This is a genomic window from Tepidamorphus sp. 3E244 (assembly GCF_046159835.1).
Lineage (GTDB): Bacteria > Pseudomonadota > Alphaproteobacteria > Rhizobiales > Tepidamorphaceae > JACKJK01.
Genome location: NZ_JBJXCY010000002.1, coordinates 577,454 through 604,101 on the forward strand (window position 1 = coordinate 577,454; position 26,648 = coordinate 604,101).

Here is a 26,648-nt window from a genome sequence, read left to right on the forward strand (position 1 = left end):
CAGGTCGTCCTTACTGCCCGCCGATTGTCACAGCGGTATGAATCCGCATCGGTTTGCCGGGCGCGTCCTCGATGAAAAGCACGATCCGGTCCAGCGGCATCGGCTGGGCAAGCGTCTCGGCAAAGTACCGGGCAGCATGGGCTTCGACACTGCTGGCCAGTCCATCGGCCAGCCGCCCGCTCAACGTCATATGGAAGCGAAAGTGGTCGAGAACATGGGCGTAGCCCCAGCGCCGCAACAAGGCGAGGCGTTCATCGTCAAGCGCCGAGCCACGGCGGTCGAAATCGGCTTCGCTCAACGGGGCGCGGAAGCTATCGAAATGGCGCAGCGCGGCTTCGGCCAGTGCGCTGCAAGCCTGCGCGCCCTGCTCGTCTGCCGGCGTCAGCGCCACGAAGCCGGAGAGGCGGCTGACATGCAGTCTCACCTCACGCGCGGAATGCGTTTCGGCAAAGGCCAGCATCGATGACTTGATATCGCCGACGTCGACACCGTCGGCCAGGTGAAACGGCGCGACGAGCGTTGCATGGAACCCGTAGCGCGACGGCGCGGCGACAAGCGCCTCGGCCTCCGTCTCCGCCATGATGGAGGCCGGCTCCGGCTGGAACGCCTCGCCTGTCGCCGCATCGCGGCCAAGCCAGTTGCAGCCCGCGCGCCACAGGGCCGTGCGCGGGTCCGGCGCAAAATAGACGGCAAATCGCATGGGGTGAACGTGGGTCAGATCGTCATCCGGCGCAACTGCTGCGACAGCAGGTCGGTGAGCGTCACCGTAACAACGACAATGATGATGATGGCCGCCGTCTCCGCGTAGTAGAAGCCGCGGATCGATTCAAACAGGTTCTGGCCAATGCCTCCGGCCCCGACGAGACCCAGAACGGTGGCCGAGCGCACGTTCGATTCAAAGCGGTAAAGAGAGAAGGAAATCCACAAGGGGAACACCTGCGGAATGACCCCGTAGATGACTTCCTGCAACTTGCTCGCGCCTGTGGCGCGGATTCCCTCGACGGGGCGGTGGTCAATGGCCTCGACGGCCTCGGAGAACAGCTTGGCAAGAATGCCGGTTGTGTGGACGAACAGCGCCATCACGCCGGCGAAGGGGCCAAGGCCCACCGCGACCACGAACAGGACCGCGAAGACGAGTTCGTTGATGGCGCGGAACGCATCCATTAATCGTCGCACCGGCTGGCAGATCCACCACGGCACGATGTTGGACGATGACAGGATGCCGAACGGAATGCTCAGCAGCACGGCAAGTCCCGTCCCCCACAGCGCGATCTGCACGGTCAGGACCATCTCTTCCAGGTAATAGCGCCAGTCGCGGAAGTTCGGCTCCATGAAGCCCTTGGCGTACTGGGCCATGTTGCCGGCATCGATGAACAGGTAGACCCAGCGGTTGATCTCGGCCGGATAGTAGGCCCATCCCAGCAAACCGATCATCACGATCCAGCCGGCGTAGGTCGTCAGCGTGTGCTTGAGCGACTTCTGCGGAATTGTGATCGGCTCGCTGGCCGTGGCACCGTTGATGGACATTGCCGGGTTCCTGAAACAGCGGATCAGTTGCAAAAAATCCGGTGCCGGCAGAGGGACGCCGGCACCGGCTCAAGCATTCGCTCGGGGAAGCGAATTACGATTGCGGCACGCGGGCCATCAGGTCTTCGTACTTGGCCTTTTCGGCTTCAAGCTCGGCGACCTTGGCCTTCTTCTCGTCCTCGGACAGGGTCTCGTCGCCCTGGATCTTGAAGATGTCCTTGGAGATGGCGAGCACGCGGATCGGGTAGAGCTGCGCGTCGGAGGACGGCTTGAACGGCGCCCAGGCCAGACCGGAGAGAATCTCGCGCTCCTTGGCAACTTCTTCCGGGGTGCCGAGGCGGCCATAGCTCATGAAGAACGTGTAGAGCTTGTCCTTCGTCTCCTGGTCCAGTTCCTTCTTCCAAACGATCGGGTCGGACGGGATCAGCGGAGACTTCCACACGACCTTGATGTTGGCGAAGGCATCCGGGTTGTTCTGCTCGATGCGCGCCATGTTCTCGGTGTTGTTGGTGGCGACATCGACCTGCTTGTTGGCAACGGCCAGCGCGTTGGTCTCGTGGTTAGCGTTGCGCACGGTCTTGAAGCAGGTCTTCGGGTCGACGCCGTTCTTGGCGAAGACGAAGGTCGTGGGCACGAGGAAGCCCGAGGTCGAGTTCGGGTCACCGATGCCGAAGTTCAGCGAGCCGTCGCACTTCAGCACGTCGTCGAGATTGCTGATCGCGGAGTCCTTGTGGGCCAGCAGCAGCGACCAGTAGCCGGGGTTGCCCTCGACATCGACGGTCTGGGCGAAGACTTCACCGCCCGAACGGTCAACGGCTTCCATGGCGGACTTGTTGCCGAACCAGGCGACCTGCACCTTGTCGAACTTCATTCCCTCGATGACGCCGGCATAATCGGAGGCGAAGAAGGCGTTGACCTTGATGCCGGTCTCTTCCTGCATGGCGTCCAGGAAGGGCAGCCACTGGGTCTTCAGGTTCTGCTGGGACTCGGTGGAGATGATGCCGAAATTGATCTCGTCCATCGCGGCATGGGCGTGGCCCGTGATGCCCACTGCCAGCGCGGCAGCGGCGAGCGTCTTGGTGAAAGCGTTCATTGGAAACTCCCTGTTGAACGGGTTCTGGACTTGCGTTCGACTTTGGTCCGGCCGGCGCGTCTGGCTCAGGCGCCGGCAAGCGCGGGCTGGCGAATCTCGACCGGCTGTCGTGCCGGGGCCGGCTTGCGCAGCGGCGCATCCGGCAGCACGAGCTCCTCGCTCGCGTCGCCATAGATCGTCTTGAGAAAGTCGTGGGTGAGCGCGTCGCTTGGCCCGTCATAGGCGACCTTGCCGTCGGCGAGCGCGATGGTGCGCGGGCAGTAGAGCCGCGCGTACTCCACCTGATGAAGACACACCACGACGGTGATGTTGTCCTGCGCGTTGATCTCGAACAGCGTCTCCATCACGCGCTTGGCCGAGGCCGGGTCCAGCGAGGCGATGGGTTCATCGGCAAGGATCACCCGGGCACGCTGCACCAGTGCCCGCGCGATGGCCGCGCGCTGCTGCTGGCCACCCGAAAGCGTCGAGGCGCGCTGCAGCGCCATGTCCGAAATGCCGACGCGCTTGAGGGCGCGCATGGCGTCCAGCTTGTGCTCGCGGGTGAAGAGACCCAGATTGCCTCGCCAGCCGGGCATCCGCGCCAGGAAGCCGACCAGCACGTTCGAGATCAGCGACAGCCGGTTGACCAGGTTGAACTGCTGGAAGATGACGCCGATCTCGCGGCGCAGGGACTGCGCGTTGCCGCTCAGCCGGCCGTTCTCCTGCATCACCTTGCCGTCGACCTTCACGCAGCATGCGGTGTTGTCGGAATTGACCAGTCCGGCCACGTGCCGCAGCAGGGTCGACTTGCCGGACCCCGATGCGCCGATGAGGGCGACCATCTCGCCCTCCACGATGTTGAGTGAAACACCGTCGAGCGCCTTTCGCGCGCCGAACGTCTTGGTAAGAGCTTCGACCGAAATCGCAGACATGCCGCCTGTCCTGTCTGTTGTGATGACTTAACGGCTATCGCGGTGTCGTGACGGCTCCTTTGCATTTGCATGACGCTTTCATGAAATGTACAGCTTGTGCCTTACCCATTGTATTTGCTGACGAATTCTTCCGCGGACAGCTGTCGGAAATCGTCAAGCGCATGTCGCAATGCGTCATGGTCCCAGTCCCACCATGACAAAGCGTTCATGGACTCGCAGACCTGCTGCGAAAAGCGCTGGCGGATGGGTCTGGCGGGCACGCCCGCGACAACCGCAAAGGGCTCCACGTCGCGCGTCACAACGGCCCCGGACCCGATGGCCGCACCGTTGCCCACGGTCACACCCGGCAGTATCGTCGCCCCGTGGCCGATCCACACGTCATGGCCAATCGTGACCTTGTGCGCGCGCCGCCAGGCGAAGAAATCCTGCTCGTGATCGGCATCCGGCCAGTAGTCGGTCGCCCGGTAGGTGAAGTGATGCTGGGTCGCACGCCACGTCGGGTGGTTGGTCGCGTTGATGCGTACGTGCGCGGCGATGTTGGCGAACTTGCCGACCTCCACGCACCACAGCATCGAGTATTCCATCACGTAGGAATAATCGCCGAGCGTGCATTCCTCGACCTTGGCGCGCTCGGCAACCTCGGTGTAGCGGCCAAGAGTGCTGTCGCGCACCAGCGCATCGGGATGCACCAGTGGATCGAGCGAAAGCGCCGGCATGCGTCAGGCCGCCTGCGGGGTGAACGCCGTCACGTCCACGACGCGGTCGGCGATGAGATCGCGAACCTCCTCGTCGTGGAAGATCGCGACGATGCCGACGCCGTCGCGCTTCTTGTCCTCGATCATCTCGATCACGACGCGCCGGTTGGCGGCATCGAGCGAGGCGGTCGGTTCATCGAGAAGCAGCAGGCCATAACGGGCGAGAAAACCGCGCGCGATATTCACGCGCTGCTGCTCGCCGCCGGAAAAGGTCGCGGGCGGCAGGCCCCACAGCCGTACGGGCAGGTTCAGCCGGGCGAGCAATTCTCGCGCAGCGTCAGTCGCCTCATCCGCATCGCGACCCTGCGCGATGGCCGGTTCCGCCACAATGTCCACGGCGCTGACGCGCGGAATGACGCTGAGGAACTGGCTGACATAACCGATGGTTTCGCGCCGCAGGGCGATGATCGTGCGCGGGTCCGCCGTCACGATATCGGTCACCCTGTCTTCGCCGCGAACGAGGATGCTGCCGCCGTCCACCCGGTAGTTCGCGTAGATCATCCGCAGCAGCGAGCTCTTGCCCGCGCCCGAGGGACCGGCAAGCGCCACGCATTCACCCGGCATGACGGCGAGCGAAGCATGGCTCATCACCGGTATGCGGGTGCTGCCCTGCAGGTGCAGCGTGAATGTCTTGGAGAGATCGCGGATCAGCAGTTGTTCGCGCATGGGTCACACCTGGAGGATCGAGGAGACGAGAAGCTGCGAATAGGCGGCCTGCGGGTCGTCGAGCACCTGGTCGGTTAACCCCTCCTCGACCACGCTGCCGGACTTCATCACCAGCACCCGGTGGGAGAGAAGCCGAGCAACCGCGAGGTCGTGCGTGACGATGATGACGGCGATGTTGAGCCGGGAAACCAGCCCGCGCAGCAGGTCCAGCAGTCGCGCCTGAACCGACACGTCCAACCCCCCGGTCGGCTCATCCATGAAGACGAGACGCGGCCCGGTGACGAGGTTGCGCGCGATCTGAAGCCGCTGGCGCATGCCGCCGGAAAAGTCGCGCGGCATGTCGTCGACACGGTCGCCGGGAATTTCCACGCGCCCCATCCAGTCCAGCGCATTGGCGCGAATGTCGCCGTAGTGGCGCGCGCCGACCGCCATCAGCCGCTCGCCGACATTGGCGCCCGCCGTCACGTTCATGCGCAGTCCGTCCGCCGGGTTCTGTCGCACGAAGCCCCAGTCGGTGCGCATCAGCAGGCGGCGCTCGGCTTCCGACAGCGCGTTGACGTCGCGCATCCGTCCGTCCCGCATGAGGTATTCGACGCAGCCGGTCGTCGGCTTGAGGTCGCCCCACAGCGAGGAGAGAAGCGTCGTCTTGCCGGACCCGGATTCGCCCACGATGGCCAGCACTTCGCCGGGCCACAGCTCGAACGACACGTCCCGGCAGCCGACGCGGTTGCCGTAGAACTTTGTCAGCCGGCTGACACGCAGCAGCGGCTTGTCCTGTTGGAAATCGTCATCCATGGCTTGCCTCCGGCGCCGCGTCCCGGCGCTCCTCGCAATAGTCGGTGTCGGAACACACGAACATCCGCCCGCCCCGGTCATCGAGAACGATCTCGTCGAGGTAACTGTGTTCTGCCCCGCAAAGCTCGCAGGGCTTGTCCCAGCCCTGCACGGTGAAGGGGTGGTCCTCGAAGTCGAGGCTGACGACCTGCGTGTGCGGTGGGATCGCGTAGATTCGTTTTTCGCGGCCCGCGCCGAAAAGCTGCAGCGCGTCCATCTGGTGCATTTTCGGGTTATCGAATTTCGGCGTCGGCGACGGGTCCATCACGTAGCGTCCATCGACATTCACCGGGTAGGCATAGGTCGTCGCGATGTGCCCGTGCCGGGTGATGTCCTCGTAGAGCTTCACGTGCATCAGCCCGTACTCGCTGAGCGCGTGCATCTTGCGCGTCTCGGTTTCGCGCGGCTCGAGGAACCGCAGCGGCTCGGGGATCGGCACCTGGTAGACGAGGATTTGCTTCTCGGTGAGCGGCGCTTCGGGGATGCGGTGCCGCGTCTGAATGATCGTCGCGTCCGCCGTTTTCGTGGTCGTCGCAACGCCGGCGGTCTTCTCGAAGAAGCCACGAATGGCGACCGCGTTCGTCGTGTCGTCGCTGCCCTGGTCGATGACCTTGAGCACGTCGTCGGCCCCCAGGATCGACGCGGTCACCTGCACGCCGCCCGTTCCCCAGCCGTATGGCATCGGCATTTCGCGGCTGGCGAACGGCACTTGATAACCGGGGATGGCGATGCCCTTCAGGATCGCGCGGCGGATCATCCGCTTCGTCTGCTCGTCGAGATAGGCGAAGTTGTAGTGCTGGAGGGTCATTCCGCGGCCTCCGCGTGGCGGGTCTCGTCTTCGGCCGCGTCGGCCTTGCGGATCTTGCGCAGCAGGTCGAGTTCGGCCTGAAAGTCGACGTAGTGCGGCAGCTTGAGATGCTCGATGAAGCCGGTGGCCTGGATGTTGTCGCAGTGCGACAGCACGAATTCCTCGTCCTGCGCCGGTGCCGTCAGGTCCTCGTTGAACTCCGCGCGCCGCAGCGAGCGGTCGACCAGCGCCATCGACATGGCCTTGCGCTCCGTGTGCCCGAATGTCAGCCCGTAGCCACGCGTGAACTGGGCCGGCTGGTCGGCGGAACCGTGGAACTGCGTCACCATCTGGCATTCGGTCAATTCGATCCGCCCGACCGTGACCGAGAAACCAAGCTCCTCGGCGAAGAACTCGACCTCCACCAGCCCGAGACGGATTTCGCCGGCAAACGGGTGCGTTCGCGCATAGCCGCGCTGGGTGGAGTAACCGAGTGCCAGCAGGAACCCCTCGTCGCCGCGCGCCAGCGCCTGCAGCCGCAGCGACCGGTCGGCAGGAAAGCTCAGCGGCTCGCGTGTCAGGTCGCCCGGCTCCTCGCTGGTCGCGGACGTCGCGTCCGGCTCGATCATTCCTTCCTCGGAATTGAGCAGGTCGGTGATGCGCGGGGCCGGCTCCATCGCCGGCTCGGGAAGCGGTGTGTCTGCGCCTGCGGGAAGCGGCGTCCCGGCGGCGAGCGCGAAGTCGATCAGTCGGTGGGTGTAGTCGAAGGTCGGCCCGAGCACCTGCCCGCCGGGGAGGTCCTTGTAGACCGCCGATATGCGCCGGCTGAGCAACATGCGCGAGGTTTCCACCGGCACCGAGTAACCGAAGCGCGGCAAAGTCGTGCGGTAGGCGCGCAGCAGGAAGATCGCCTCGATCAGGTCGCCGCGCGCCTGCTTCACGGCGATGGCCGCCAATTCGCGGTCATAGAGCGAGCCTTCCGCCATCGCCCGGTCGACCGCCAGCGTCAGCTGCTGGGCGATCTGGTCGATGCCGATAGCCGGCACATTCGTGTCGCCGCGCCGCGCCTTCGCGAGAAGCTTGTGCGCCTCCGCAATGGCCTTTTCACCGCCTTTGACTGCAACGTACATGTCAGGCCTCGCTTGCGAGTTCGATGCGGGTGGATCGCGGCAGGCAGGTGATCTCGCGGCCGCGCGTGAAGATCACGTCGACCCCCAGCGGATAGCCGCGCCGGTTTGCGATCAGGCTCTTCCAGAAGCCATCGTCGATGCCTGGAAGCTGCAACGCGCGGTGGCCCTTGATGCCGGGTCCGCGAAGGATCACCGCCGCACCGGACTCGTCGCCTTCAGGCAGTGCGAGCACCAGCGTCGTGGAGCGGTCAGGGTATTCCGCAGTGCCTTGCGCGAAGGCAGAGACATCCGGCAACGCCGCGCCGTAGCCGGCGAAGGCAAAGTCGGCGAGGTCCGCCTGCACCGTCAGCGGCGCACCACAGTTGAACGCGATGAATTCCTTCAGAGCCGGGTCATTCCGCAGGGCCGGCTCTAGGAACACGGTCGTGTCGAAATCGGTAAGGCTCAACAGCACCGATGCCGCCGCATCATGCAGCGCGTCGGGCACGTGGGCGGGCGATGACAGCACCTGCTTGGTGCCCGGCCGCGCCATGGCATCCATGATCGCGCGGAAGGCCGCGTTCGCGTCATGCACCGGGTCTGCGAACCCGCGCTGCGGAGAAACCTGGACCGTTTCCATCAGTCGTCTCCCCGCACCATCGTGAAGAAGTCGACCTTGGTCTTCTCGGCTTCTGCCGTGCGCGTCCGGTCGCTGGCCGCGATCCCCTCAGCAAGCGGCGCAATGACACGCGCTTCCACGTCCGCCCGGTTTTCGTTGCGCTGGAGCATCCCGTCGAGTGTCGCGGCCAGCTTCGCCTTTTCTCCGTCGCGCCCGGTGATGTAGGCGTGGCCTACTTCACCGGTCGCGAGCTTCACAGTACAGCGCGTGACCGTCACCTCGCCGAGATTGAACGCGTCGCCACCGCCACCGGCACGGCCGCGCACCATGACGAGACCAGTCTCCGGCCCACGCAGGATTTCGTGGCTCGGCAAGGTGCCCAGCGCATCTGCGGCGCGCACCAGTTGCTCCGCCGGTGCCAGCGCCAGCACGCACATGGCCGCACGGCGATCAGAAGAGCCGGTGCCGGAATTGTCGTCGATTGCCCCAGTCATTCGCCACCTGCCTCAAGTTCTTTTGCCGCCGCGCCCGATTGCGCTTAAAAGTCTAGTTGTCTAGACTTGCGGGATTGATCCAACTCTAGCGAACGTGAGTGACGGTTGAATGACGCTTTCCACGGCCATGGCGGGCACCGGCATCGCGCTCTGGCGACAGATCGCCGACAGCCTGCGCGACGACATTCGCGCAGGCCGAGTTGCCTCGGGCGAGAAGCTGCCCGCCGATACCGATCTGGCCCAGCGATTCGGCGTGAACCGGCACACGCTACGCCGCGCGCTGGCTGCCCTCGCCGACGAAGGTCTGATCCGCTCGCAGCGTGGGCGCGGCACCTTCGTTACAGAGACCGGCGGGCGCATCTCCTATCCCGTCAGCAGCCGCACGCGCTTTTCCGAGATCATCGCCGCGCAGAACCGCGAACCGCTCGGCCGTATGATCGCCAGCGCCACCTTGCGCGCCGACCCCGCGCTGGCCCGGCACCTCAACGTGGCGACCGGCAGCGAACTGCTTCAGGTGAAAACCCTCTACATGGCCGACGGCGCGCCGGTGAGCGTCACCACGAGCTGGTTCCCCGGCGAACGGTTTCCCGGCCTGCTCGGTGCTTATGCCGAGACCGGGTCATTGTCGGATGCCCTTGCCCGCTTCGGCGCGCAGGACTACCGCCGCCTGCGGACAAGCGTCAGCGCCGCGCTGGCCGGACACGCGGATGCGCAAGCCCTCGGCCTCGACCCCCGCGACCCCGTGCTGGTTGTGGAGAGCATCAACGTGCTGGCGAGCGGCGAGCCGATCCAGTTTTCCCGCGCCCGCATGGCCGCCGACCGGATGGAACTGGTCTTCGAAAGCTAATGGTTGGCGCGCCGTGCAACTGCTTCGCGCATTTCGCAGAACTTTCGGATTGGCGTGCAGGCACCGCGCAAATCCCTCGCCGCGCCGCGCACATGCGGCAAGTCCGGTACTTGCCCTGCGTCCCGTCAGGGCACACATTCGGGCGATCAGCCCCCCAGACTCCGGCAGTTCATGCAGCATTATCTCGGCAAGACCGCTTCAATCCTCGACCACGCATCGGGGTTACGTCTCGACAGGCAGGCACTGCTGGCGGCATCCGCGGCGCGGGCGCACGAATTGGATGCAGTCAGTGTCCAACCGGGAAACCATGTCGTACTAGCCCACGGACGCGGGCTAGAAACCATCATCGACCTGCTGGCCATATGGTCGCTCAAGGCGGTGGCGCTCTTGGTCACACCCAGTCTCGTTGCAACCGAAAAGGCGAACATCGCGAAGCGGACGGGTGCGGCCGTGTGGGTCGGCCCGGAAGCGCCGGAAGGCTGCACCGCGCTTGAACCGGCCGACCCGAGAGCGAACACCGAGCCGCGCGTCATGGACGTATCGCCGGAGATGCCAGCACTGGTGCTGATGACATCGGGCACCACCGCCAAGCCGAAGGGCGTGGTGTTGAGCCACGGCGCCCTGCTCGCCCGCCTGCGCATGAACATCGACGCCATCGGAGCGCACGATCTGAATACGTCGCTCTGCGTCCTGCCGGTGCACTTCGGGCACGGGCTGATCGGCAATTGTCTCACGCCGCTTGCTGCCGGCGGCACGCTTGTCCCGCATATCGCGCCCGGCGCGGCTGACCTGCATGGCTTCGGCGCATTCATTGATCGCCACGAAATCTCGTTTCTCAGTTCTGTCCCCTCGCTCTGGCGCGCAGTGCTGAAACTGGCGCACCCACCGCAGGGCTCGACGCTACGCCGGGTGCATGTCGGCTCCGCGCCGCTGACCTCCGCGTTATGGGCCGACATTGCCAAGTGGGCCGGGACGGACAATATCCTCAACATGTATGGCATCACCGAAACCGCGAACTGGATCGGCGGCTGGAGCCTGCGTGACGGCGCAGCGCGCGACGGTTTCGTCGGCAAACCGTGGGGCATGACGCTCTGCGTACGTGATGCGGAAGGCGCAGTCCATCACTCTGGCAAGGGCGAAATACTCGTTTCCGGCCCGGCCCTCATGTCGGGATATCTTGACGACCCGGAGCGCACCGCGACGGCAATCGACGACGACTGGTTCGCGACCGGCGACACCGGTGAAATCGATACCGACGGAAACCTCTTCATTTCCGGCCGTATCCGCAACGAGATCAATGTCGGCGGCATCAAGATCGCGGCCGAGGAAATCGACGCGCTGCTGGAATCACATCCCGATATACTTGAGGCCTGCGCCTTTCCGCTGCCCGACCCGTTGAGCGGCGAGATTGTCGCCGTGGCGGTCGCACCGCGAGAAGGGTGCCGGGCACCCGCGCTGGCGGACCTGCGCGATTGGTGTGAAACCCGCATTCGTCGGGAAGCTATCCCTGCCCGGCTGTTCCAGGTCGATGCCTTGCCGCGGACCGATCGCGGAAAGCTCAACCGCGATGCCGTGCGCTCCCTTTGCACTGAAGAGCCGCAGGAGCACGCGTGAAAAAGGGAACGCTCGCCCATACGCTGACCGGGCATCATCTGACACTGACGCAGCTTCGTCCGCTGCGCTTTGCAGGACAGACATTCGGCTGGGAACGCGACAAGGAAATGCGCGCGCGCTTTCCGGGAATTCGCGGGAACGGTCCCTATCGCTGGTGGCGATATCTGCGCCGGCTCACCCGCAAGCGCAGTGTCGCCTGGGAAATCCGGCAGGCCGACAGCCACTGTCCGCTGGGGATTTGCCGGCTCAATGTCGAACCCTTCGGCGATTGCCTGCAACTGGATGTCTACCTGGCAGAACGCGACCGGCGGGACGAATGGACGGCGGAAATCCTTGCGATCCTCGCCGACGATCTCTTCTCGCGCCAGGTGGCCTGGGCGTTCTGGACGTCGATCCAGGCGAGTGATCGCGACAGCCTCGACCGTCATCAGGCGCTCGGCTTCATCAGCGAGGGCGAAATCCGCACCGGCACGCCCTTGCCGGACGGAAGCATGAGTTCGGCAATCCCGATGCGCCTTGACCGGGAACGATACGACGAGATGCGCGACGAGATATGCCGCATGTCCGGGGCGGGCTGGCCGACATGAAACTGCCTCGCTGCACCATCACGACATCAATGCTCGTCCTGCGTCCGTTGCGGCGCGGCACGGCCTGGTCGACCTTCCACTGGACGGAAAACACCGAAGCCCTGGACGCAATGGAGATGTCCGCGCCGGCCTGGTCCCGCTGGCGCTGGTACAAGGTCATCCGCGCCTATACCGGTCCGTCGTTCATCACCCACGAGATCTGGCGCCGCGCCGACAACAAGTTGATCGGTCTGCACATTGCCCATGTCGAAGGCGGACGGATCGCAAAGCTCGCGATCATAATTCCGGACCCCGCCGACCGGGGGGCGAACATCGCGGAGGAGGCACGCGCTGTGGTGATCGATCTGCTGTTTGACCGCACGCCGGTAAAAATCGTGCACGGCACGGTTGCCGCGCGCAATTTCGCGTCGGCTTTCCTGTATCAGAAGCTTGGCTTCCGGCAGGATGCGATTCTGAAGGGACGTCTACTGACGGACAATGGCCGTATCGACAAGCTCGTGTTCAGTCTTCTGCCCGATGAATGGGCCGCCAATCGCCCACCCCTACCGAAAGGCACCGTCACATGACGACACAACCGGATGCCGCGAACCTTGTAGCCGCCAGGGCACTCGTCGCGGACATATTCGAACGTCCGGCCGCAGAAATTCCCGATGACCTGTCGATCCAGAGTGAACCGGCCTGGGACAGCCTCAACCACGTGCGCATCATCATGGCGCTCGAGGAGCACCGCGGCAGGCCGCTGGAGTCCGAGGTCATCGCCAGCCTGTCCACGCTTCAGGCGATCGCGCGGGCCGTTGCATGACGGCAGGGGGGCAAACGGGCGATACCCCGCCGTCGCTTCAAGACCTTGGTCGGCACTTCGGCACCGACAAGCACGACGCCTCCCACAGCTTCCTCGGCGAGAGCTATCTCGACATCTACGACCGCTACATGACGCCCTATCGCGAACTGCCGGTGAACCTGCTGGAGCTGGGCGTGCGCGGCGGCCATTCGCTGCGGATGTGGAAGGACTACTTCCGGCAGGGCCGCATCATCGGCGTCGACATCAAGCCCGAATGCGTCGCGCAGTCCGAAGACCGCATCGAGGTGGAAATCGCCTCGCAGAACGACGCCGATGCGCTGAAGGCACTGTCAGACCGCGTCGGCGGGTTCGACATCATCCTCGACGACGCCAGCCACATCAACGCGCTGAGCGTCGCCTCCTTCCGCATTCTGTTCCCGCTTCTGAGTCCCGGTGGGCTCTACATCATCGAGGACCTCGGCATGTCGTGGGTCGACTATGCGAACCACGAAGATGATCCGGACTTCATGGAGAACACGCTGGCGGACAATGCCGCTATCGGGAATTCGATCAGGCAGGACCGGGCCGACCTTGAGACCGTGTTCCGCGAGAAGCTGTTCGACATGGACATGCGGCGCGGTGACGTGCGCTTAATGCACTTCTGGTCACAGCTCGTGGTAATCCAGAAGGCCTCCGAGCAGCCCTAGCGAAGGTCCACGAGGCGCGCAGCCTGAAGCTGCGCAACGACAGCCTGCACGTCGCGGGTCAGCGCAGCCGGATCGGCCTCGAAGGCTTCAGCCAGGTCGCGGCCGATGGCTGCAATGTCTCGCACACCGTCGCACTGCTCCCAGATGATCTTGCCGGACGCGTTGACCCACAGGCTGCTGACCTCGCCGGGATGCTCCAGCAGCATGTCGTCCAGCACGCGTCCTTCCATCACGCCGTCGCGGCGCACAGGCCGCGCACCGGGCGGCGGCGTCACGACACCGCTCGCACGGTCATCGATGAACGCGTTGATGATCTCGACCAGGTCCCGCCCGTCTTCGCGCGCGGCGGGCTGAGACGCGTCGAGCCGGGTCCACGGCTCGTAACGCCCTTTTGCGAATATCGAGCCACCGTCCGTATCGAAGATTTCCTGGCAGTAGTGGATGAGCGGCGCATCCGGCGCGAGAACCGGGTCCCAGTTCGGGCAGATGCCGAGCGTTGCCTGCTCGTGGTGAAGGCCGTACTCGGCGCACGCCGCCAGATAGGCATACATGTCCGATTCCCAAACCTTGTTGCCGTCGCCGGAGCGCAGGTTGTCGCGAACCACGGCACACAGCTCCAGCCATCGCGCCGCGATGCGCCGCAGGTCGCTGGTATGGATCAGCTTCGGGATCATGACCGGATCGATGCGCGAATCGGTAGCCGCACAGTGATCGTTCAGGAAGCCGAAGCGCTCGCCCAGCCCGAACGGGCTTTCCGCGCTGGCCATGCCCACGCTCAGGTCGACCCAGTTCTGGCCAATCGGTGCGCCGGGCGAAACGCGGCGCGTCACCGGGCGTCGGAACACGCAATCGGGGTCCAGCAGCAGCACGGTGCCTTCGGGGCGCTCGGTATAGACCCACTCGAGAAGCGAAGCCGGTTTGTTGTAGATCGGGTAGCTGTCACCGGAACCGGGGTGAACGTCCCAGAGCTTCGTCGCGACAGATCGCGCGTACTTGTGCTGCGGCAGCCGGTCCGGCCTGTCGGTCGCGACCAGGCGCACCAGCGCGCCCTCCTGTCCGACACGCTTCCAGGAATATTCCAGCAGCTCCGATTGCCACTGCATGTAGGGCGAGACGTTGGTGCTGAAGACCGTGTAGAACATGGCCGTTTCCCCTTGAAGCCTATCGCGGCAGCTCGATGCATTGCGCCCAGTCGGCAGCACCCTTGATGGTGTCACCTGCGTTGGGAACACCTTCGAAAATGTCCGGATGCGCACGCCGTCCGGTAAGGTCCATTCCCGCGAATGCTTCGTAGTCGCTCAAGCTGCGCGCTGTTCCAAGAGCGTAGCGCCCAAGCACGACGCCCGGTGCCCCGTCTTGCGGAAAGACCAGCGCGTGCAGCCTGTTCACCGCGATCTGATTGCGCAGGGCCACCTCTTCCCTTGCACGGTCCCGGTGACGGCGCGGAGACGCTTCGCGATGCTCGAAATGCCAGGCCACCAGTTCATCCGGCAGGAAGATGTCGTAGCCGTGAGTGTAGGATCGCACAGCCAGCGCGAATTCCTCGCCCCAGTAATAGTGCTCCGGGTCCTGGCGCACCTCCTCGGTCCACGCTCCGAGCGTGAACACGAAGCCGCCCGACAGGAAACGGTTGCGGCAAGGGTGGCCATCAACCGTGCAGCCCCAGTCGAACCAGGGCGCCCAACCATCCTCCGCTTGCCATTTGGCGACGCGCGTCGCGCGGAGGCCGAAGGATCGCTCGGCCAGCACCTGGCCGTCCTCGTCCAGCAGGAACAACGGCAGGAGCATGGAGATAAGCGGCTTGCTGGCGGGAAGGCGTGCCATCATCCGCACGAGGCTGTCATCCCAGTTCGGCGCAAATGCCGTGTGGGAATCGACCTGCAGCACGAACGTCTCGCCCGCCCACATGCCTTGCGAGATTTCCCGCGCCCAGCACCCGCCCTTGCTCTGGCGATAGTCGTGGTCGGAGAACGCGAACCGGGGATCGCTGCGAAACCGGTCGAGCGGGACGGGCGCATCCGGGTCGTTCTGCGAGCAGATGCCGAAGCGCAGCCGATCCGGGTGACGCGCATTGGCGAGACAGGAATCCAGCGTGAAGACCAGCAGCGGGTCGCAATAGCTCGCAATCGATACGAAGATCGTCGGCTCGCTCGCCCCGGTCGCTTGCCCCATTCCCATGCTCACGCGCGCCGCAGCCAGCCGTTGACGGTGAAGCGGCTGTCGCCGAAGGCGCGCGACGGACAGCGCACCAGATCCACCTCGTGGAAATGCTCGCTGGGAAACGCAACCAGCGAATTGTTGCGCGGCGGCACTGCGGTCACGCCGGCAGCGTTGACGTCTCCGTGATCGAAGAACAGCAGGTCACCCCCGGTGAACGGGCACGGCTCGCGATGCAGGTAGTAGACGAAAGTCAGCGCACGGGTGCCTGCCCTCTCGTGGTTGTGGTCGGAATCAGAATGCTGCTTGAAGAAGTCGCCGTCGTTGCTCGCGGTCAATTGCAGTTCGGCATCCTCGAACCGCATCTGGTCGACGGCGAGCGTCTTCATCAGGTGCGGCAAGTGCAGCTTCAGCCGGTTGGCAAACGTGTCGAACCACCCGGTCTCGCGGATCCCGAAATGCACCCTGGACTTGCGGTAGGTTTCGTCAGCCATGTCGCCCTCCTTCAGGATGACGGAGCTCTTGGTGAAGTTCGGTTCCTCGCTGACTGCGAATTGCAGCAGCGCGCGATTTTCTGCCGGCGTCAGGAAGTCATCGATCACCACGTGGCTGACACGTCCGGGTCCCGCACCGGTCACCGCCGGCTGCATCAGTTCCTGCTCGATGAGAACCGGCGGCGTGGTCGTCACGCTCACCAGCCGGTCCGACATGAAAGAGAATGCCGTGGTACCGCCATCCAACGGGAGCTGGACGAGCCGTGCCGGCATGCCCGGCCCGCTTGTCGCAAGTGCCGCGTGAAGCGCTTCGAGAATTTCGGATTCCGCCGGCAACTGGCAGGACCGGCTGACACCGCCCAAAAGGTCGACCCGCACATCGACAATCCGCTCATCCATTGACGCTCATCTCCGTTCGGGCCGCGTGGCCATCGCCATGGACACGCTCGATCAGGTCTGTGGCCGCGTCCCGTTCGCCGTACTCGAGCACGAAGGCGGGCAGCCCGACGATGGCGTCACAGAGCCGCTGGATCGTCTCGTCGTCATTTTCCGGAAGGCTGAGGCAGTTTTCAAGCAGACGGGCCGCCGCCATCACCGGGGAGAGCGGGTGAAGTTCCGCCGCCACGTCCGGGTTGAACTGCGGGAAGCAGAGCAGCCCAATCGCGCTTGATCCCGCCGCGATGCTATGGTCTTCCAGCGGCACGGCGATCTTCGACATGCCGCTCACCTGCTCGCGCGATATCGCCTTGGCCGCACCACGACGCACCTGCGGGGTCGCGGGGAACGGATAGGCCTGGCCCGAAGACGGATCGACGGGGACGATGTCGTCCGACATGAAGTCCCAGCCGCGCCCCATGAGTTCAAGCACGAGCGTGCTCTTCCCCTGCCCCCATGGCCCGGCCATGACGACGCACCGCCCGTCGCGCATTGCCGCGCCGGCATGGAACCACGTCATCTGCGGAAACGCGTAGATGAAGCTGCGCACCACTTCCCGATAGACCCGGCGGTGCACCTTGGCACCGGCCAGTTGCGCCTCAACCTGCTTCCCGTTCACCAGCAAACGGGCCGCACCGTGGGCGGTATCGAGCGCGACGTCGGCAACCGCGCCTTCCGCCGTCTCCACCGTCAGGCGCTTGAACAGCCGCGACATGGCGGCGCCGTCATCTTCATGGGTCGTGTGAACGGCAACGCACTTGTCGAGGAACCCGACGCCCAGCGTGCGCGACGTGACGTCCCCGGTCGGCCCCGCATTTTTCGGATCGCGACGCTGCGCAACCTCGATTGCCCGTCCCTCGGCACGGCCAACCATCGCGTCTTCATCAAGGAAGCTCTCGGGCCACTCGCGCATCCAGCCGTTGTTGAGGCGCTGGTTGTAGCGGTTCCAAGAGTATGGGCCGCCGAACTCCGCGACCATGATGCCGTCCCGAAGCGGCACGTCGTCACCGATGGCGTGGCGCCCGGGCGCGATCCCGGCGCCAACCGGCGGCAGCTCGTTCCACAGGAACTTGAACGGCTCCGCCTTGCCGAGATTGCCGCGCATGCGCTGAACCATGGACGTGTAGGTGCTCGTCATCGTCCCGAGAAAATCGCGTGAATGCGCGGCAACGAGCTGGGAGAGGTAGGCCAGCGCGATGCTGTCATGGGCCGGCAGGTCGCGGAAATCCTCGAGGTAGTGATCGAGAATGTGGTGATCGATGAAGACGAGGTCGGTGTAGGCTGCGCGTATCTCGTCGAAGAAGGGATCGCTCGCCTCGTCTGTCAGCACGACAAGCCGGTCCGATCGGCTGAAATGCGCGTCCATCGCAGCGATCGCCTCGCCGGCGGTGCGGTCGAGCGTGGTGACGCCCATCGTCTTCTTGAAATCGCCGCGGCGGATGTGAACCGCGTTGAAGGTGCCGAGGTCGCGGGCCACCCGCTCGGCGAAGCCGGCGAGTTCACGTCGCGGCCCCATGCGCTTCAGCGCATCGAACGCGGTCATCTGCGCGCCCCGGTCGAGATAGAAAAAGCTCGAGTAGAACCCCAGCGTTTCCGCATCCGGCCCGCCGGTCAGGGCAAGCGCCGGCACGTGTTCAAGCTGCGGCGTCACGCGCGCAACGTCACCTCGGTCCTTGGCGAAGGCCTTGAAATCGTCGCTGCGCGTGGAAAGGTTGTAGGGGTGGACGAAGACCGTGTCCCACGCGGCTTTCGGGCACAGGTCGGGCATCGCGAAGCGCGACAGATCGACAGCCGTCTCGTCGACCCACGGCAGACCCAAATCGATGAGATCGGTGACACGGCTTGGGAACGTGTTGCGCACGAGGCCGTCATACTGGACGACGTTGGCAATCGGCGTCGTGTTGCCGAGCAGGACGAGGACGCGGTTGGTCAGGGCCGCCGCCACGACACCCAGTTCCAGCGACATGACGAGGTTGGACAGGCCCGCCCGGCCATGCCGGTAGATCGTGCTGACGAGGTAGCGCATCACGCGGTCCGGACTGACAACTTTGCGAACGGCTCAGCCACGGCCCGGCCAGTCCACGGGCGTGAAGTGCACGAAGATGTTGGCATAGTACTCACCGTCCATCGCGTAGGGCCGCCCGTGCTTCAGCTTGGCCCCCTCGAAGAAGACCATTTCGCCCGGCTCGATCGAGACCTCGTGCGGGTTCCCGTCGAGATCCTCGATATAGAGCGGCCACGGCCGGTTGAGCCGGCTGTCGACGCAGATGGTGGAACTGACCACGTGCGTTGCGGAATGATCGTAGTGGTTCAGCAGGTAGCTGCGCGGCTGGTAGACGCGGATGCCGTAACAGGCGGCCTTGCGCAGTGCCTTGCCGCACCATGCCTCGTGCACGTCCTGCACGTCGCTCATCAGCCGCTGGTTGAACTCCTCGTGCTGGAACAGGAGCGAGGGATAGGCGCGCGGGTTTTCCGTGCGGATGTACATGCCCTCCCCCTCGGACGTGAAGTTGTGCACGTTTGCGCGGAAGTGATCCATCAGCCGGTCGTGGATGGCGCTGTCCAGCGTAACCTTCTTGAAACCGCAGCCGAGCGCGGGAAGCCTGGCTGCGTCCTCGGCCTGGCCGTCGATCAGGTGCGGCGGGGTCTCATACATGGCACCGGTCACGGGCAGCTCGTGCGAGCTTGAAGAAATATCGCTCATGGTCCGTTGTCGCTTTTTTCTCGTGGCCGGAAAAGTCGGTCTCCAGGAAGTTTTGAGACACGTAGGCCTGCTTGTGCCAGGCGGAATCGCGGAACGCCGTGCGCCCGAAATCCCTGGGATCGCTGTAGTAGTGGTAGATCGTGCCGGGTGGGATTTCCGCCTCGTTGCAATCCGACACGAGGAACTGCTTGGCCTCGAGCAGATCATGTTCGAGACCGTTGGCGCTTAGCGCAAGCGCAAAGCACGGCATCTCGGAAATCCACGTCAGGCGCGCGCCTGCCGTGCGGCCCAGCATGAACAGCGCCTGCGAAAACCGGAAGCAGTCGGCGATGAACTTGGGATCGCGGACCGTTTCGGCGGTGAGAAAGACGTTCACGCCGCCGGGCTTGAACTCCGCCTTGCACCCCATCGCCTCCAGCAGCTTCTGAAGATCGATGCCGGCGCCTTCGTTGATATCGATGCTGGAAAAGAACGGCGTGGTTTCGATGTGCCAGTTTCGCGCCAGGGCGTTCGATTGCGGCAACAGCTCCAGCGGCAGTCCGTCATAGAAAAAGACGTCCGTATCCAGCAGGCAGACCATCTCGCCTTCGCCGACATGGTCGGCGGCAACCTTCAGCGCCTCGACCCGGTTCAGCGCGGCGTGCGCCTCGCCATCAGCGTGGCCGGTATCGATCCGCATGGCCCTGGCATGGTCGCGGCCCGTGGCGACCTGCGTGTTGTAGCGCGAGAGGATTGCGGACAAGTCATCCGAAAGCGGCGCTCCGCCGTTGCAGACAACGACAAGGCTCTGCCAGCCATCCGGCAGCTTGCCGGCAAGGGATTCAAGGAAGATCGCCGTCTGCCAGTGGAGATAGGGCTTGTCTTCGATGCCGGTGACGAACGTGTAGGGATTGCCAAGCGCAGGGTCCGTGATGGTCCCGTTCAGCAAGCCTGCGCGGGCGAACTCGCGCAGCGTTGCCGCGACGTGTGGCGCCACGGTTTCGGTGTCGACATCGAAAGTGCGCGCAACTGCCGTAGCAATCTGGGAATGCGTACGCTGGCCGTTGCAAGCCTCCCAGATCGCCGCGCCGGAATGATTGAGCGTCAGTGCCTGGTGCTCGTCCGGCGCGTCATATGCATCCTCGAAGCGGCGTGGCGAAATGAGAATGCATTCGTCACCGACGGCGAAAGACCGAACGCCAATCGCCCGACACGGAACATGTCCGTTCGGGCTGTGGCCATGGTTCGACATGGAAACCTGCTGCACTGGTCGAGACTTGCCGCGCCCACATTTGACGCGGAGCGCGTGTTTGCACACCCGCGCGTGAAGGACCTGAAACTCTAGGTGCTCGTGCTCGGCACTGCTGCGGCCGGTGCGGTCGTCGGCGCGGCCGTCGGTCCGGTCGTCGGTGCGGTCGTCGAAGGCGAACCGGGCGCAACCGGGCTCACCGCGCTTTGCGCGTAAACCGTGTTCGGCAGCTTCACGCTGACAATGACCGGGGCGACCCATGCAGCCTTCTTGATGAGATCACGCTTGGAAATGTCGCGCGAACGCTCGGAACCGGTATCCGGCGTTTTCTGACCGTCTTCGCGCTTGATGTCGTCGTTGCTCACTGGTGTCACCATCTTGCTGATCAATGATGGGGCGACTCCTACCACAACACCGTAGGTAAATCCCCCCTCGACAGACGCATTTTTACGCGTCGTCACCTGAAATCCGCGAACTTGTTCCAAAGGCTCGTTCGCGTGCTTTGCGAGACGGACCATTTGCGTTAGCAAGGGCCATACCTGCGCGCCCGGAGACAGGCCTTGGAAGCTGAAACATTCGCCAATCGCAACGTGCTCGTGACCGGCGGCGGGTCGTTCATCGGTTCGCACATGGTCGAGGCGCTGATCGATGCCGGCGCGCATGTCCGCGTGGTGGACAATCTCAGCAGCGGCCGCATCGAGTATCTGCGCAATTACATCGATCCCGGCGCGATCGAGTTCGTCGAGTCCGATCTGAAGGACCCCACTGCCGCACGCGAAGCCACCCGCGACGTCGAGTTCGCCTTCCACCTGGCGGCCGACCACGGCGGACGCGGCTATATCGAGACGCACGAATCCGCCTGCGCGTCCAACGTGTTGCTCGATTCAACGGTCTTCGAGGCCTGCGCAAGGTCCGGTGTGAAGCGCGTGGTGTTTGCCTCGTCCGGCTGCATCTACCCCGCCAACCTGCAAGGCGATGCAAAGCGCATCGTCAAGCTGCGCGAGGATGAGGCAGGACCGCCCTATGACCCCGACGGCATCTACGGTTGGGCCAAGCTGACCGGCGAGAAGACGCTCGCCGCATATGGGCGCGACCACGGCATGGACACCGTCAGCTGCCGCTACTTCACCGCCTATGGCCCACGCGCCACCGAAAGCCACGCGGTGATCGCCATGATCGCGCGCGCCTTTGTCGGTCAGGACCCGTTCGAGGTGTGGGGCACTGGCGAACAGGTGCGCAACTGGACCTACGTTTCCGACATCGTGTCGGGCACGCTTGCCGCCGCCGCGCGCGGCCACAGCGGCGAGGCCTACAATGTCGGCACGATGGAAGGCACCCGCGTCATCGATGCCGCGCGCATGGTGCTGGAGCGGGCCGGGCTGGATACCGGTATCAGGACGCTGCCCGACAAGCCCACCGGGCCCTATTACCGCATCTGCGACAACGCCAAGCTGCGCAATCATTGCGGCTGGTCTCCGCAGGTCGCGTTCGCGGACGGCCTTGCCCGCACGATGGACTGGTACTTCGAAACCCGCACGCCCGCCGAGGTGCGCGAACGCCTGCCCGAACTGCTGATGGAGCGGTGAACGCCGCGCTTCCGATCAGGATACGTTGGAGACCCAGCCTCGATGACATCCAGTCCTGACAAACCGGATCGCGTCTGGGGCGATGGCGGGCTATGCCGCGTGCCGGGCGAACCCGTATCCGCCCCGCAACCCTTCGATGAAGCGCGGCATTTGGAAATCGTTGGAAACGCCAACGGCCGTGTCATCAATTTCTTCGAGGAACTGGCCTCCCCCGAGGCGCTCGAACGCACGGTGATGACCCGCCTGCACCCGACGCGCGGACTCAACCGGCGCACACCGCCATTCGTGCCGCCGGTGCAAATCGAAACCCTGCACTTGCTTCACCTGCGCGATGCCTATTGCGGCGACAATGTCGTCTTCGACGCGGATCGCTACTTCCGGCTTGGTCGGCCATATGCCGGCGACCATCACCGCCTCTATCACAAGACCGAGACCATCCATCACATCGAGGCTGGCGTGCTGATCTCCGCCCTCATGGGCGATGCCTTTCAGCACTTCATCCTCGACGCGATGCCGCAACTCGCCATCGTCCTGAATCTGCTGGAAAGCCCGGGTTTCGAGCACCTGCGCATCGTCAGCCATTCCAAGGCCGCGCCCTTCGCGCGCTGGTTCTGGGAGAAAACCGGCCTCGCCGACCGGGTCGTGGACAAGCCGCTCAACGCGCTTGAACGCCACCTCGTCCACGCCGATCACGTCCTGTTTCCTTACTACTCGCCGGAAATGGAAATCCGCAGCCTCTATCCACGCGGCGTCATGGCGCCGCTGCAGGCCCGCCTCGGCCTGCTGGATGAGCCCGAAGCCGACCTGCTGGTCTATGCCGGGCGCACCAACGTCAATCGCTGCGTCAGCGATGAGGCACCGATCCTCGACGTGCTGGAACAGCTGGCCGCCGCGCATGGTCTCGGCTTCCGGCACTTCCATTCGCAAAAAGACTGGGACGCCGATTTCGACCTGTTCCGCCGCGCCCGGGTGGTTGTCGGCCCGCACGGTGCAGGCCTGTCCAACATTGCCTTCGCGCCACCGGGCGCACACGTCGTCGAATTCATCCCTATCTCGCGCGCAAGCTACCGGCCCAAACACCAGCGGCTTATCGCCTATCACGGGCTGAGCCAGGCCTGCAGCCACCACCACTGGGCCATCGAGCCAATACATTTCGCGTTCGATGAACCGGGAATGCGCGTCGATGCGCAGCACGTTGCGATGCTCGTCGCGCGCATCCTCGGAGAAAGCGACGCCGCCAGCGACCGCCCCGCCTGACCGGCGAACCGCATCACTCCGTCACAATTGTCAGCCGCGCGCCGCTTTCAGTTCCAGCCGACGCTCGTGCAATATCGGCTCGGTGTAGCCAGATGGCTGCGTGCGGCCTTTGAAGACAAGGTCGCAGGCAGCCTGGAATGCGATCCCGTCATAGCCCGGCGCCATCGGCTTGTATGCGGGGTCGCCTGAATTCTGCTCGTCGACCACCTCGGCCATCTTGCGGAATATGCCCATCACCTGCTGCCCGTCGACGATGCCGTGATGAAGCCAGTTGGTGATGTGCTGCGCCGAGATACGGCACGTCGCGCGGTCTTCCATCAGGCCGACGTCGTTGATGTCCGGCACTTTCGAGCAACCGACACCTTGGTCGATCCAGCGAACCACGTACCCGAGAATGCCTTGCGCGTTGTTCTCCACCTCGCGGAAGATCTGCGCATCGGTCCAGTTGCGATAGGTGGCGAGCGGAATATCGAGGACCGTGTCGACGTAGGCGCGGCGGCCGCCGGCCTTGAGCTTCTCCTGCACCCCGAAGACATCGACCCGGTGATAGTGCAGCGCGTGCAGCGTCGCAGCCGTCGGGCTGGGGACCCATGCGGTGTTGGCACCGGCCTTGGGATGCTCGATCTTCTGTTCCAGCATCGCTGCCATCATGTCCGGCATCGCCCACATCCCCTTGCCGATCTGCGCCTTGCCGGAAAGGCCGCATTCCAGCCCGATATCCACGTTCTGGTTCTCGTAGGCGCCAATCCAGCTCTTGCGCTTGATGAAGTCCTTGCGGCTGAACGCGCCCGCTTCCATCGAGGTGTGGATCTCGTCGCCGGTCCGGTCGAGGAAACCGGTATTGATGAACGCCACCCGGTAGCGCGCCGCATGGATGCACGCCTTGAGGTTCACTGACGTTCGCCGCTCTTCGTCCATGATCCCGATCTTCACGGTGTGCTTCGGCAGACCGAGAACCTCCTCCACCCGGTCGAATGTTTCGTCGGTGAAGGCGACCTCCTCCGGCCCGTGCAGCTTCGGCTTCACCACATAGACCGAACCGTGGAGCGAATTGCCACCCTCGCGCTTCAGGTCGTGGAGCGCGATCAGCACCGTGATCATCGTATCCATCAGGCCTTCGAATATCTCGTCGCCGTTCTTGTCGAGGATGGCGGGATTGGTCATCAGGTGGCCGACGTCGCGCACCAGCATCAGCGCCCGTCCCTTGACGGTCACTTCGCCCTCGTCGGGTGCGGTGTAGACCCGATCCGGGTTGAGTGACCGGGTAACGGATCGCCCGCCTTTCTCGAATGTGTCGGTCAGGTCGCCCTGCATCAGCCCGAGCCAGTTGCCGTAGGCGAGAACCTTGTCCTCGGCATCGACGCACGCGACGCTGTCTTCGCAGTCCATGATGACCGTGATCGCGCTTTCGATCTGGACATCCGCCAGCCCGGCCTGGTCCCGGCTTCCGATCATGTGCGTGCGGTCGAACACGAGTTCCACGTGCAGGCTGTGGTTGCGCAGCAGAACGGCATCGGGCGCCTGCGGATGGCCACGATAGCCAACGAATTTCTCCGGTTCGACGAGCGGCATGTCGTCGACCAGCAGCTGGCCGTTCTTCACGTGGTAGCGGCTGGCGTCGGCGTGGCTCGTGCCTTGCACCGGAAAGGCTTCGTCCAGAAACACCCGAACGCGGGCGACAACGCGCGCGCCGCGTCCCTTGTCGTAGCCACCGGCCGGCGGCGCAGACCCCATCGCGTCGGTTCCGTAGAACGCGTCATAGAGGCTGCCCCATCGCGCATTGGCCGCGTTGAGCGCGTAGCGCGCATTGGTCACCGGCACGACGAGCTGCGACCCCGGAACGGTCGCGATCTCGGGATCTGTGTTCTCCGTCCCGATCTGGAAATCGTCCGGCTCGGGTTCCAGGTAGCCGATCTCCGACAGGAATGCCTTGTAGGCATCGTGGTCGTGCGGCTGGCCGCGCCGTTCGATGTGCCACTGATCGATTTTCGCCTGGAGCGTCCCGCGCTTTTCCAGCAGCGCCCTGTTCTTCGGCGTCAGGTCATCGACGAGGGATGCAAAGCCCGCCCAGAACGCACCGGCATCGACCCCGGTACCCGGCAATGCACATTCCTCGATGAACGACGCCAATTGCTCATCGACCTGCAGGCCTTTCCTGTCCACGCGTTGGGCCATGCTCTCCCCCTTCGTTTATTCGCTGCACGCACATCGCCGATCAGTGACGGCGCTGCCGAAGCGTTTTGCGGCCATACTGCGCAAATCTTGCGTGATATGGCTGTTCAACAAAGGTCGTAAAGGGGATGCCAAAAAGAGGCTTTCGGCGGGCCAGCGCTTCGGCAATCGGGATCGATTCGCAAAGAAAAATGGTGGGCCCGGCAGGACTTGAACCTGCAACCAGACCGTTATGAGCGGCCGGCTCTAACCAATTGAGCTACAGGCCCTTCGCCGTTGCGGGTCTGCATTTCAGGCCCGCGCGGAAAGAGGGACCCCCTTATGCAACCACTGCACATGGGTTGCAACGCCACGCCGCAATTCGGGCTGATTGTGGTGCGACCACGCACACCTCGATTGCTCGAAAACAACGGAGCGAAAGGCTCTTTTCCCATGCATTTCAATGTAATGCTGCGCGCCGGCCTTGTTGCCGCACTGGTCGCCCTCCTGGCGCTTGCCTGGCTGCCCGCACGTGCGCAGGCCGCTGACGACCGCGCGCTCATCACCATGACCGGAACCGGCACGGTGAACGCCTCCCCCGACATGGCCATTGTCACGTCCGGCACCGTCAGCGAGGCCAAGACAGCCCGCGAGGCACTGTCGGCCAACAATGCCGCCATGCAGAAGGTCATCGAGACGCTGAAGGAGGCCGGTATCGAGGCGCGCGACATCCAGACAAGCGACTTCAATGTTTCACCGGTCTATGTCCACCACCGTGCCAACCCAGGCGAAACGTCCCGCCCGCCGGAAGTTTCCGGCTACCGTGTGTCGAACAACGTGACCGTGCGCGTGCGCGATCTCGCAGGCCTCGGCCCGGTGCTCGACAAGCTGGTGAGCGAGGGCGCCAACTCCATCAACGGCATCCAGTTCACCATCGACGACGACGAGGCACTGCTGGCCGAAGCGCGCAAGCGCGCCGTGGCTGCCGCACGCGCCAAGGCCGAGACCATCGCACAGGCGGCGAATGTCCGGCTCGGACCGATCGCGGCCATCGTCGAGAACGAGCAGGCCGGCCAGCCGATTCCGATGATGCGCATGGCGCGCGCCGAAGCAGCGATGGATTCATCTGTTCCCATCGAAACCGGCGAGCAGACCATGCGTGTCGATGTCTCGATAAGTTGGGAAATCGTGCAATAGACGCTTAACCAGCGTGGCAAGGCTTTTGAAAAGCCTAGCAATTTTACCGATTCCGTAACCACGCCACTCATAGGCTGCTCCCATTGAAATTTTCGCCCGCCCCTCGTG

The 26,648-nt window shown here is 64.3% G+C and carries 28 protein-coding genes and 1 tRNA gene; 9 read left to right on the forward strand and 20 right to left on the reverse strand.

Going from position 1 to position 26,648, the window contains the following annotated elements:
• Positions 1–10: 10 nt before the first annotated feature.
• From ACKTEK_RS11595 to phnG, 11 genes are all read right to left on the reverse strand, one after another.
• The gene (locus tag ACKTEK_RS11595) at positions 11–700 is read right to left on the reverse strand and encodes a DUF1045 domain-containing protein (protein ID WP_409165456.1); all 690 of its coding nucleotides are present in this window, start codon (positions 698–700) and stop codon (positions 11–13) included.
• A gap of 14 nt (positions 701–714) precedes the next feature.
• Entirely contained in the window at positions 715–1,527 is an 813-nt protein-coding gene (gene phnE / locus ACKTEK_RS11600) for a phosphonate ABC transporter, permease protein PhnE (RefSeq protein ID WP_409165457.1), read from the reverse strand.
• Positions 1,528–1,621: 94 nt separating this feature from the next.
• On the reverse strand, positions 1,622–2,620 hold the full coding sequence (gene phnD, locus ACKTEK_RS11605; protein ID WP_409165458.1) for a phosphonate ABC transporter substrate-binding protein: 999 nt from the start codon (positions 2,618–2,620) through the stop codon (positions 1,622–1,624).
• A 65-nt stretch (positions 2,621–2,685) separates the two neighbouring features.
• On the reverse strand, positions 2,686–3,531 hold the full coding sequence (gene phnC / locus ACKTEK_RS11610; RefSeq protein WP_409165459.1) for a phosphonate ABC transporter ATP-binding protein: 846 nt from the start codon (positions 3,529–3,531) through the stop codon (positions 2,686–2,688).
• 101 nt (positions 3,532–3,632) lie between these two features.
• Complete coding sequence (locus ACKTEK_RS11615) at positions 3,633–4,247, reverse strand: DapH/DapD/GlmU-related protein (protein WP_409165460.1); 615 nt, start codon at positions 4,245–4,247, stop codon at positions 3,633–3,635.
• 3 nt (positions 4,248–4,250) lie between these two features.
• Positions 4,251–4,952 (reverse strand): phosphonate C-P lyase system protein PhnL, encoded by a 702-nt coding sequence (gene phnL, locus ACKTEK_RS11620; RefSeq protein ID WP_409165461.1) that lies wholly within the window; start codon positions 4,950–4,952, stop codon positions 4,251–4,253.
• A 3-nt stretch (positions 4,953–4,955) separates the two neighbouring features.
• Positions 4,956–5,747, reverse strand: coding sequence for a phosphonate C-P lyase system protein PhnK (gene phnK, locus ACKTEK_RS11625; RefSeq protein ID WP_409165462.1), 792 nt, complete (start codon positions 5,745–5,747; stop codon positions 4,956–4,958).
• Positions 5,740–6,594, reverse strand: a complete 855-nt coding sequence (locus ACKTEK_RS11630) for an alpha-D-ribose 1-methylphosphonate 5-phosphate C-P-lyase PhnJ (protein ID WP_409165463.1) — start codon at positions 6,592–6,594, stop codon at positions 5,740–5,742. The genes phnK and ACKTEK_RS11630 overlap by 8 nt, the downstream gene beginning before the upstream one ends.
• Positions 6,591–7,703 carry a carbon-phosphorus lyase complex subunit PhnI gene (locus tag ACKTEK_RS11635; RefSeq protein WP_409165464.1) on the reverse strand — a complete coding sequence of 371 codons (1,113 nt, stop codon included), beginning with the start codon at positions 7,701–7,703 and terminating at the stop codon, positions 6,591–6,593. Before ACKTEK_RS11635 ends, ACKTEK_RS11630 begins: the two co-directional genes overlap by 4 nt.
• A gap of 1 nt (position 7,704) precedes the next feature.
• On the reverse strand, positions 7,705–8,322 hold the full coding sequence (phnH, locus tag ACKTEK_RS11640) for a phosphonate C-P lyase system protein PhnH (protein ID WP_409165465.1): 618 nt from the start codon (positions 8,320–8,322) through the stop codon (positions 7,705–7,707).
• A complete protein-coding gene (phnG, locus tag ACKTEK_RS11645) occupies positions 8,322–8,795 on the reverse strand; it encodes a phosphonate C-P lyase system protein PhnG (RefSeq protein WP_409165466.1) in 474 nt (157 codons plus the stop codon). The genes phnH and phnG overlap by 1 nt, the downstream gene beginning before the upstream one ends.
• A 109-nt stretch (positions 8,796–8,904) precedes the next feature.
• Here phnG and phnF point away from each other — a divergent pair, with 109 nt between their 5' ends.
• The 6 genes from phnF (at position 8,905) to ACKTEK_RS11675 (ending at position 13,331) form a co-directional block, all read left to right on the forward strand.
• Positions 8,905–9,642 (forward strand): phosphonate metabolism transcriptional regulator PhnF, encoded by a 738-nt coding sequence (gene phnF, locus ACKTEK_RS11650; RefSeq protein ID WP_409165467.1) that lies wholly within the window; start codon positions 8,905–8,907, stop codon positions 9,640–9,642.
• Between the two features lie 171 nt (positions 9,643–9,813).
• Positions 9,814–11,256, forward strand: coding sequence for a class I adenylate-forming enzyme family protein (locus tag ACKTEK_RS11655; protein WP_409165468.1), 1,443 nt, complete (start codon positions 9,814–9,816; stop codon positions 11,254–11,256).
• Positions 11,253–11,843 (forward strand): hypothetical protein, encoded by a 591-nt coding sequence (locus ACKTEK_RS11660; RefSeq protein WP_409165469.1) that lies wholly within the window; start codon positions 11,253–11,255, stop codon positions 11,841–11,843. The genes ACKTEK_RS11655 and ACKTEK_RS11660 overlap by 4 nt, the downstream gene beginning before the upstream one ends.
• The gene (locus tag ACKTEK_RS11665) at positions 11,840–12,409 is read left to right on the forward strand and encodes a GNAT family N-acetyltransferase (protein ID WP_409165470.1); all 570 of its coding nucleotides are present in this window, start codon (positions 11,840–11,842) and stop codon (positions 12,407–12,409) included. Before ACKTEK_RS11660 ends, ACKTEK_RS11665 begins: the two co-directional genes overlap by 4 nt.
• Positions 12,406–12,645, forward strand: a complete 240-nt coding sequence (locus ACKTEK_RS11670) for an acyl carrier protein (protein WP_409165471.1) — start codon at positions 12,406–12,408, stop codon at positions 12,643–12,645. The genes ACKTEK_RS11665 and ACKTEK_RS11670 overlap by 4 nt, the downstream gene beginning before the upstream one ends.
• A complete protein-coding gene (locus tag ACKTEK_RS11675) occupies positions 12,642–13,331 on the forward strand; it encodes a class I SAM-dependent methyltransferase (RefSeq protein WP_409165472.1) in 690 nt (229 codons plus the stop codon). The genes ACKTEK_RS11670 and ACKTEK_RS11675 overlap by 4 nt, the downstream gene beginning before the upstream one ends.
• Here ACKTEK_RS11675 and ACKTEK_RS11680 read toward each other — a convergent pair.
• The 7 genes from ACKTEK_RS11680 to ACKTEK_RS11710 form a co-directional block, all read right to left on the reverse strand.
• Positions 13,328–14,473: a PqqD family protein gene (locus tag ACKTEK_RS11680; RefSeq protein ID WP_409165473.1), complete on the reverse strand. Its 1,146-nt coding sequence runs from the start codon at positions 14,471–14,473 to the stop codon at positions 13,328–13,330. The genes ACKTEK_RS11675 and ACKTEK_RS11680 overlap by 4 nt on opposite strands.
• Positions 14,474–14,492: 19 nt before the next feature.
• Positions 14,493–15,503, reverse strand: a complete 1,011-nt coding sequence (locus tag ACKTEK_RS11685; protein WP_409165474.1) for a GlcNAc-transferase family protein — start codon at positions 15,501–15,503, stop codon at positions 14,493–14,495.
• A gap of 8 nt (positions 15,504–15,511) precedes the next feature.
• On the reverse strand, positions 15,512–16,381 hold the full coding sequence (locus tag ACKTEK_RS11690; RefSeq protein ID WP_409165475.1) for a 2OG-Fe(II) oxygenase: 870 nt from the start codon (positions 16,379–16,381) through the stop codon (positions 15,512–15,514).
• The gene (locus ACKTEK_RS11695; RefSeq protein WP_409165476.1) at positions 16,374–18,443 is read right to left on the reverse strand and encodes a hypothetical protein; all 2,070 of its coding nucleotides are present in this window, start codon (positions 18,441–18,443) and stop codon (positions 16,374–16,376) included. The genes ACKTEK_RS11690 and ACKTEK_RS11695 overlap by 8 nt, the downstream gene beginning before the upstream one ends.
• Before the next feature lie 33 nt (positions 18,444–18,476).
• The gene (locus ACKTEK_RS11700; RefSeq protein WP_409165477.1) at positions 18,477–19,121 is read right to left on the reverse strand and encodes a hypothetical protein; all 645 of its coding nucleotides are present in this window, start codon (positions 19,119–19,121) and stop codon (positions 18,477–18,479) included.
• Entirely contained in the window at positions 19,066–20,352 is a 1,287-nt protein-coding gene (locus tag ACKTEK_RS11705; RefSeq protein ID WP_409165478.1) for a PqqD family protein, read from the reverse strand. The genes ACKTEK_RS11700 and ACKTEK_RS11705 overlap by 56 nt, the downstream gene beginning before the upstream one ends.
• Before the next feature lie 89 nt (positions 20,353–20,441).
• Positions 20,442–20,714 (reverse strand): hypothetical protein, encoded by a 273-nt coding sequence (locus tag ACKTEK_RS11710; protein ID WP_409165479.1) that lies wholly within the window; start codon positions 20,712–20,714, stop codon positions 20,442–20,444.
• Between the two features lie 195 nt (positions 20,715–20,909).
• On the opposite strand from ACKTEK_RS11710, the gene ACKTEK_RS11715 reads away from it, so the two are divergent.
• Positions 20,910–21,935 carry an NAD-dependent epimerase/dehydratase family protein gene (locus tag ACKTEK_RS11715; protein WP_409165480.1) on the forward strand — a complete coding sequence of 342 codons (1,026 nt, stop codon included), beginning with the start codon at positions 20,910–20,912 and terminating at the stop codon, positions 21,933–21,935.
• Between the two features lie 42 nt (positions 21,936–21,977).
• Positions 21,978–23,192, forward strand: a complete 1,215-nt coding sequence (locus ACKTEK_RS11720) for a glycosyltransferase 61 family protein (protein ID WP_409165481.1) — start codon at positions 21,978–21,980, stop codon at positions 23,190–23,192.
• Positions 23,193–23,222: 30 nt separating this feature from the next.
• On the opposite strand, the gene ACKTEK_RS11725 is transcribed toward ACKTEK_RS11720, so the two are convergent.
• The gene (locus tag ACKTEK_RS11725; RefSeq protein ID WP_409165482.1) at positions 23,223–25,367 is read right to left on the reverse strand and encodes a malate synthase G; all 2,145 of its coding nucleotides are present in this window, start codon (positions 25,365–25,367) and stop codon (positions 23,223–23,225) included.
• Positions 25,368–25,556: 189 nt separating this feature from the next.
• Positions 25,557–25,633: transfer RNA gene (locus ACKTEK_RS11730), tRNA-Ile, on the reverse strand.
• A 163-nt stretch (positions 25,634–25,796) separates the two neighbouring features.
• Between ACKTEK_RS11730 and ACKTEK_RS11735 the strand changes: the two genes are divergently transcribed.
• On the forward strand, positions 25,797–26,540 hold the full coding sequence (locus tag ACKTEK_RS11735) for an SIMPL domain-containing protein (RefSeq protein WP_409165483.1): 744 nt from the start codon (positions 25,797–25,799) through the stop codon (positions 26,538–26,540).
• The last annotated feature ends 108 nt before the right edge of the window (positions 26,541–26,648 follow it).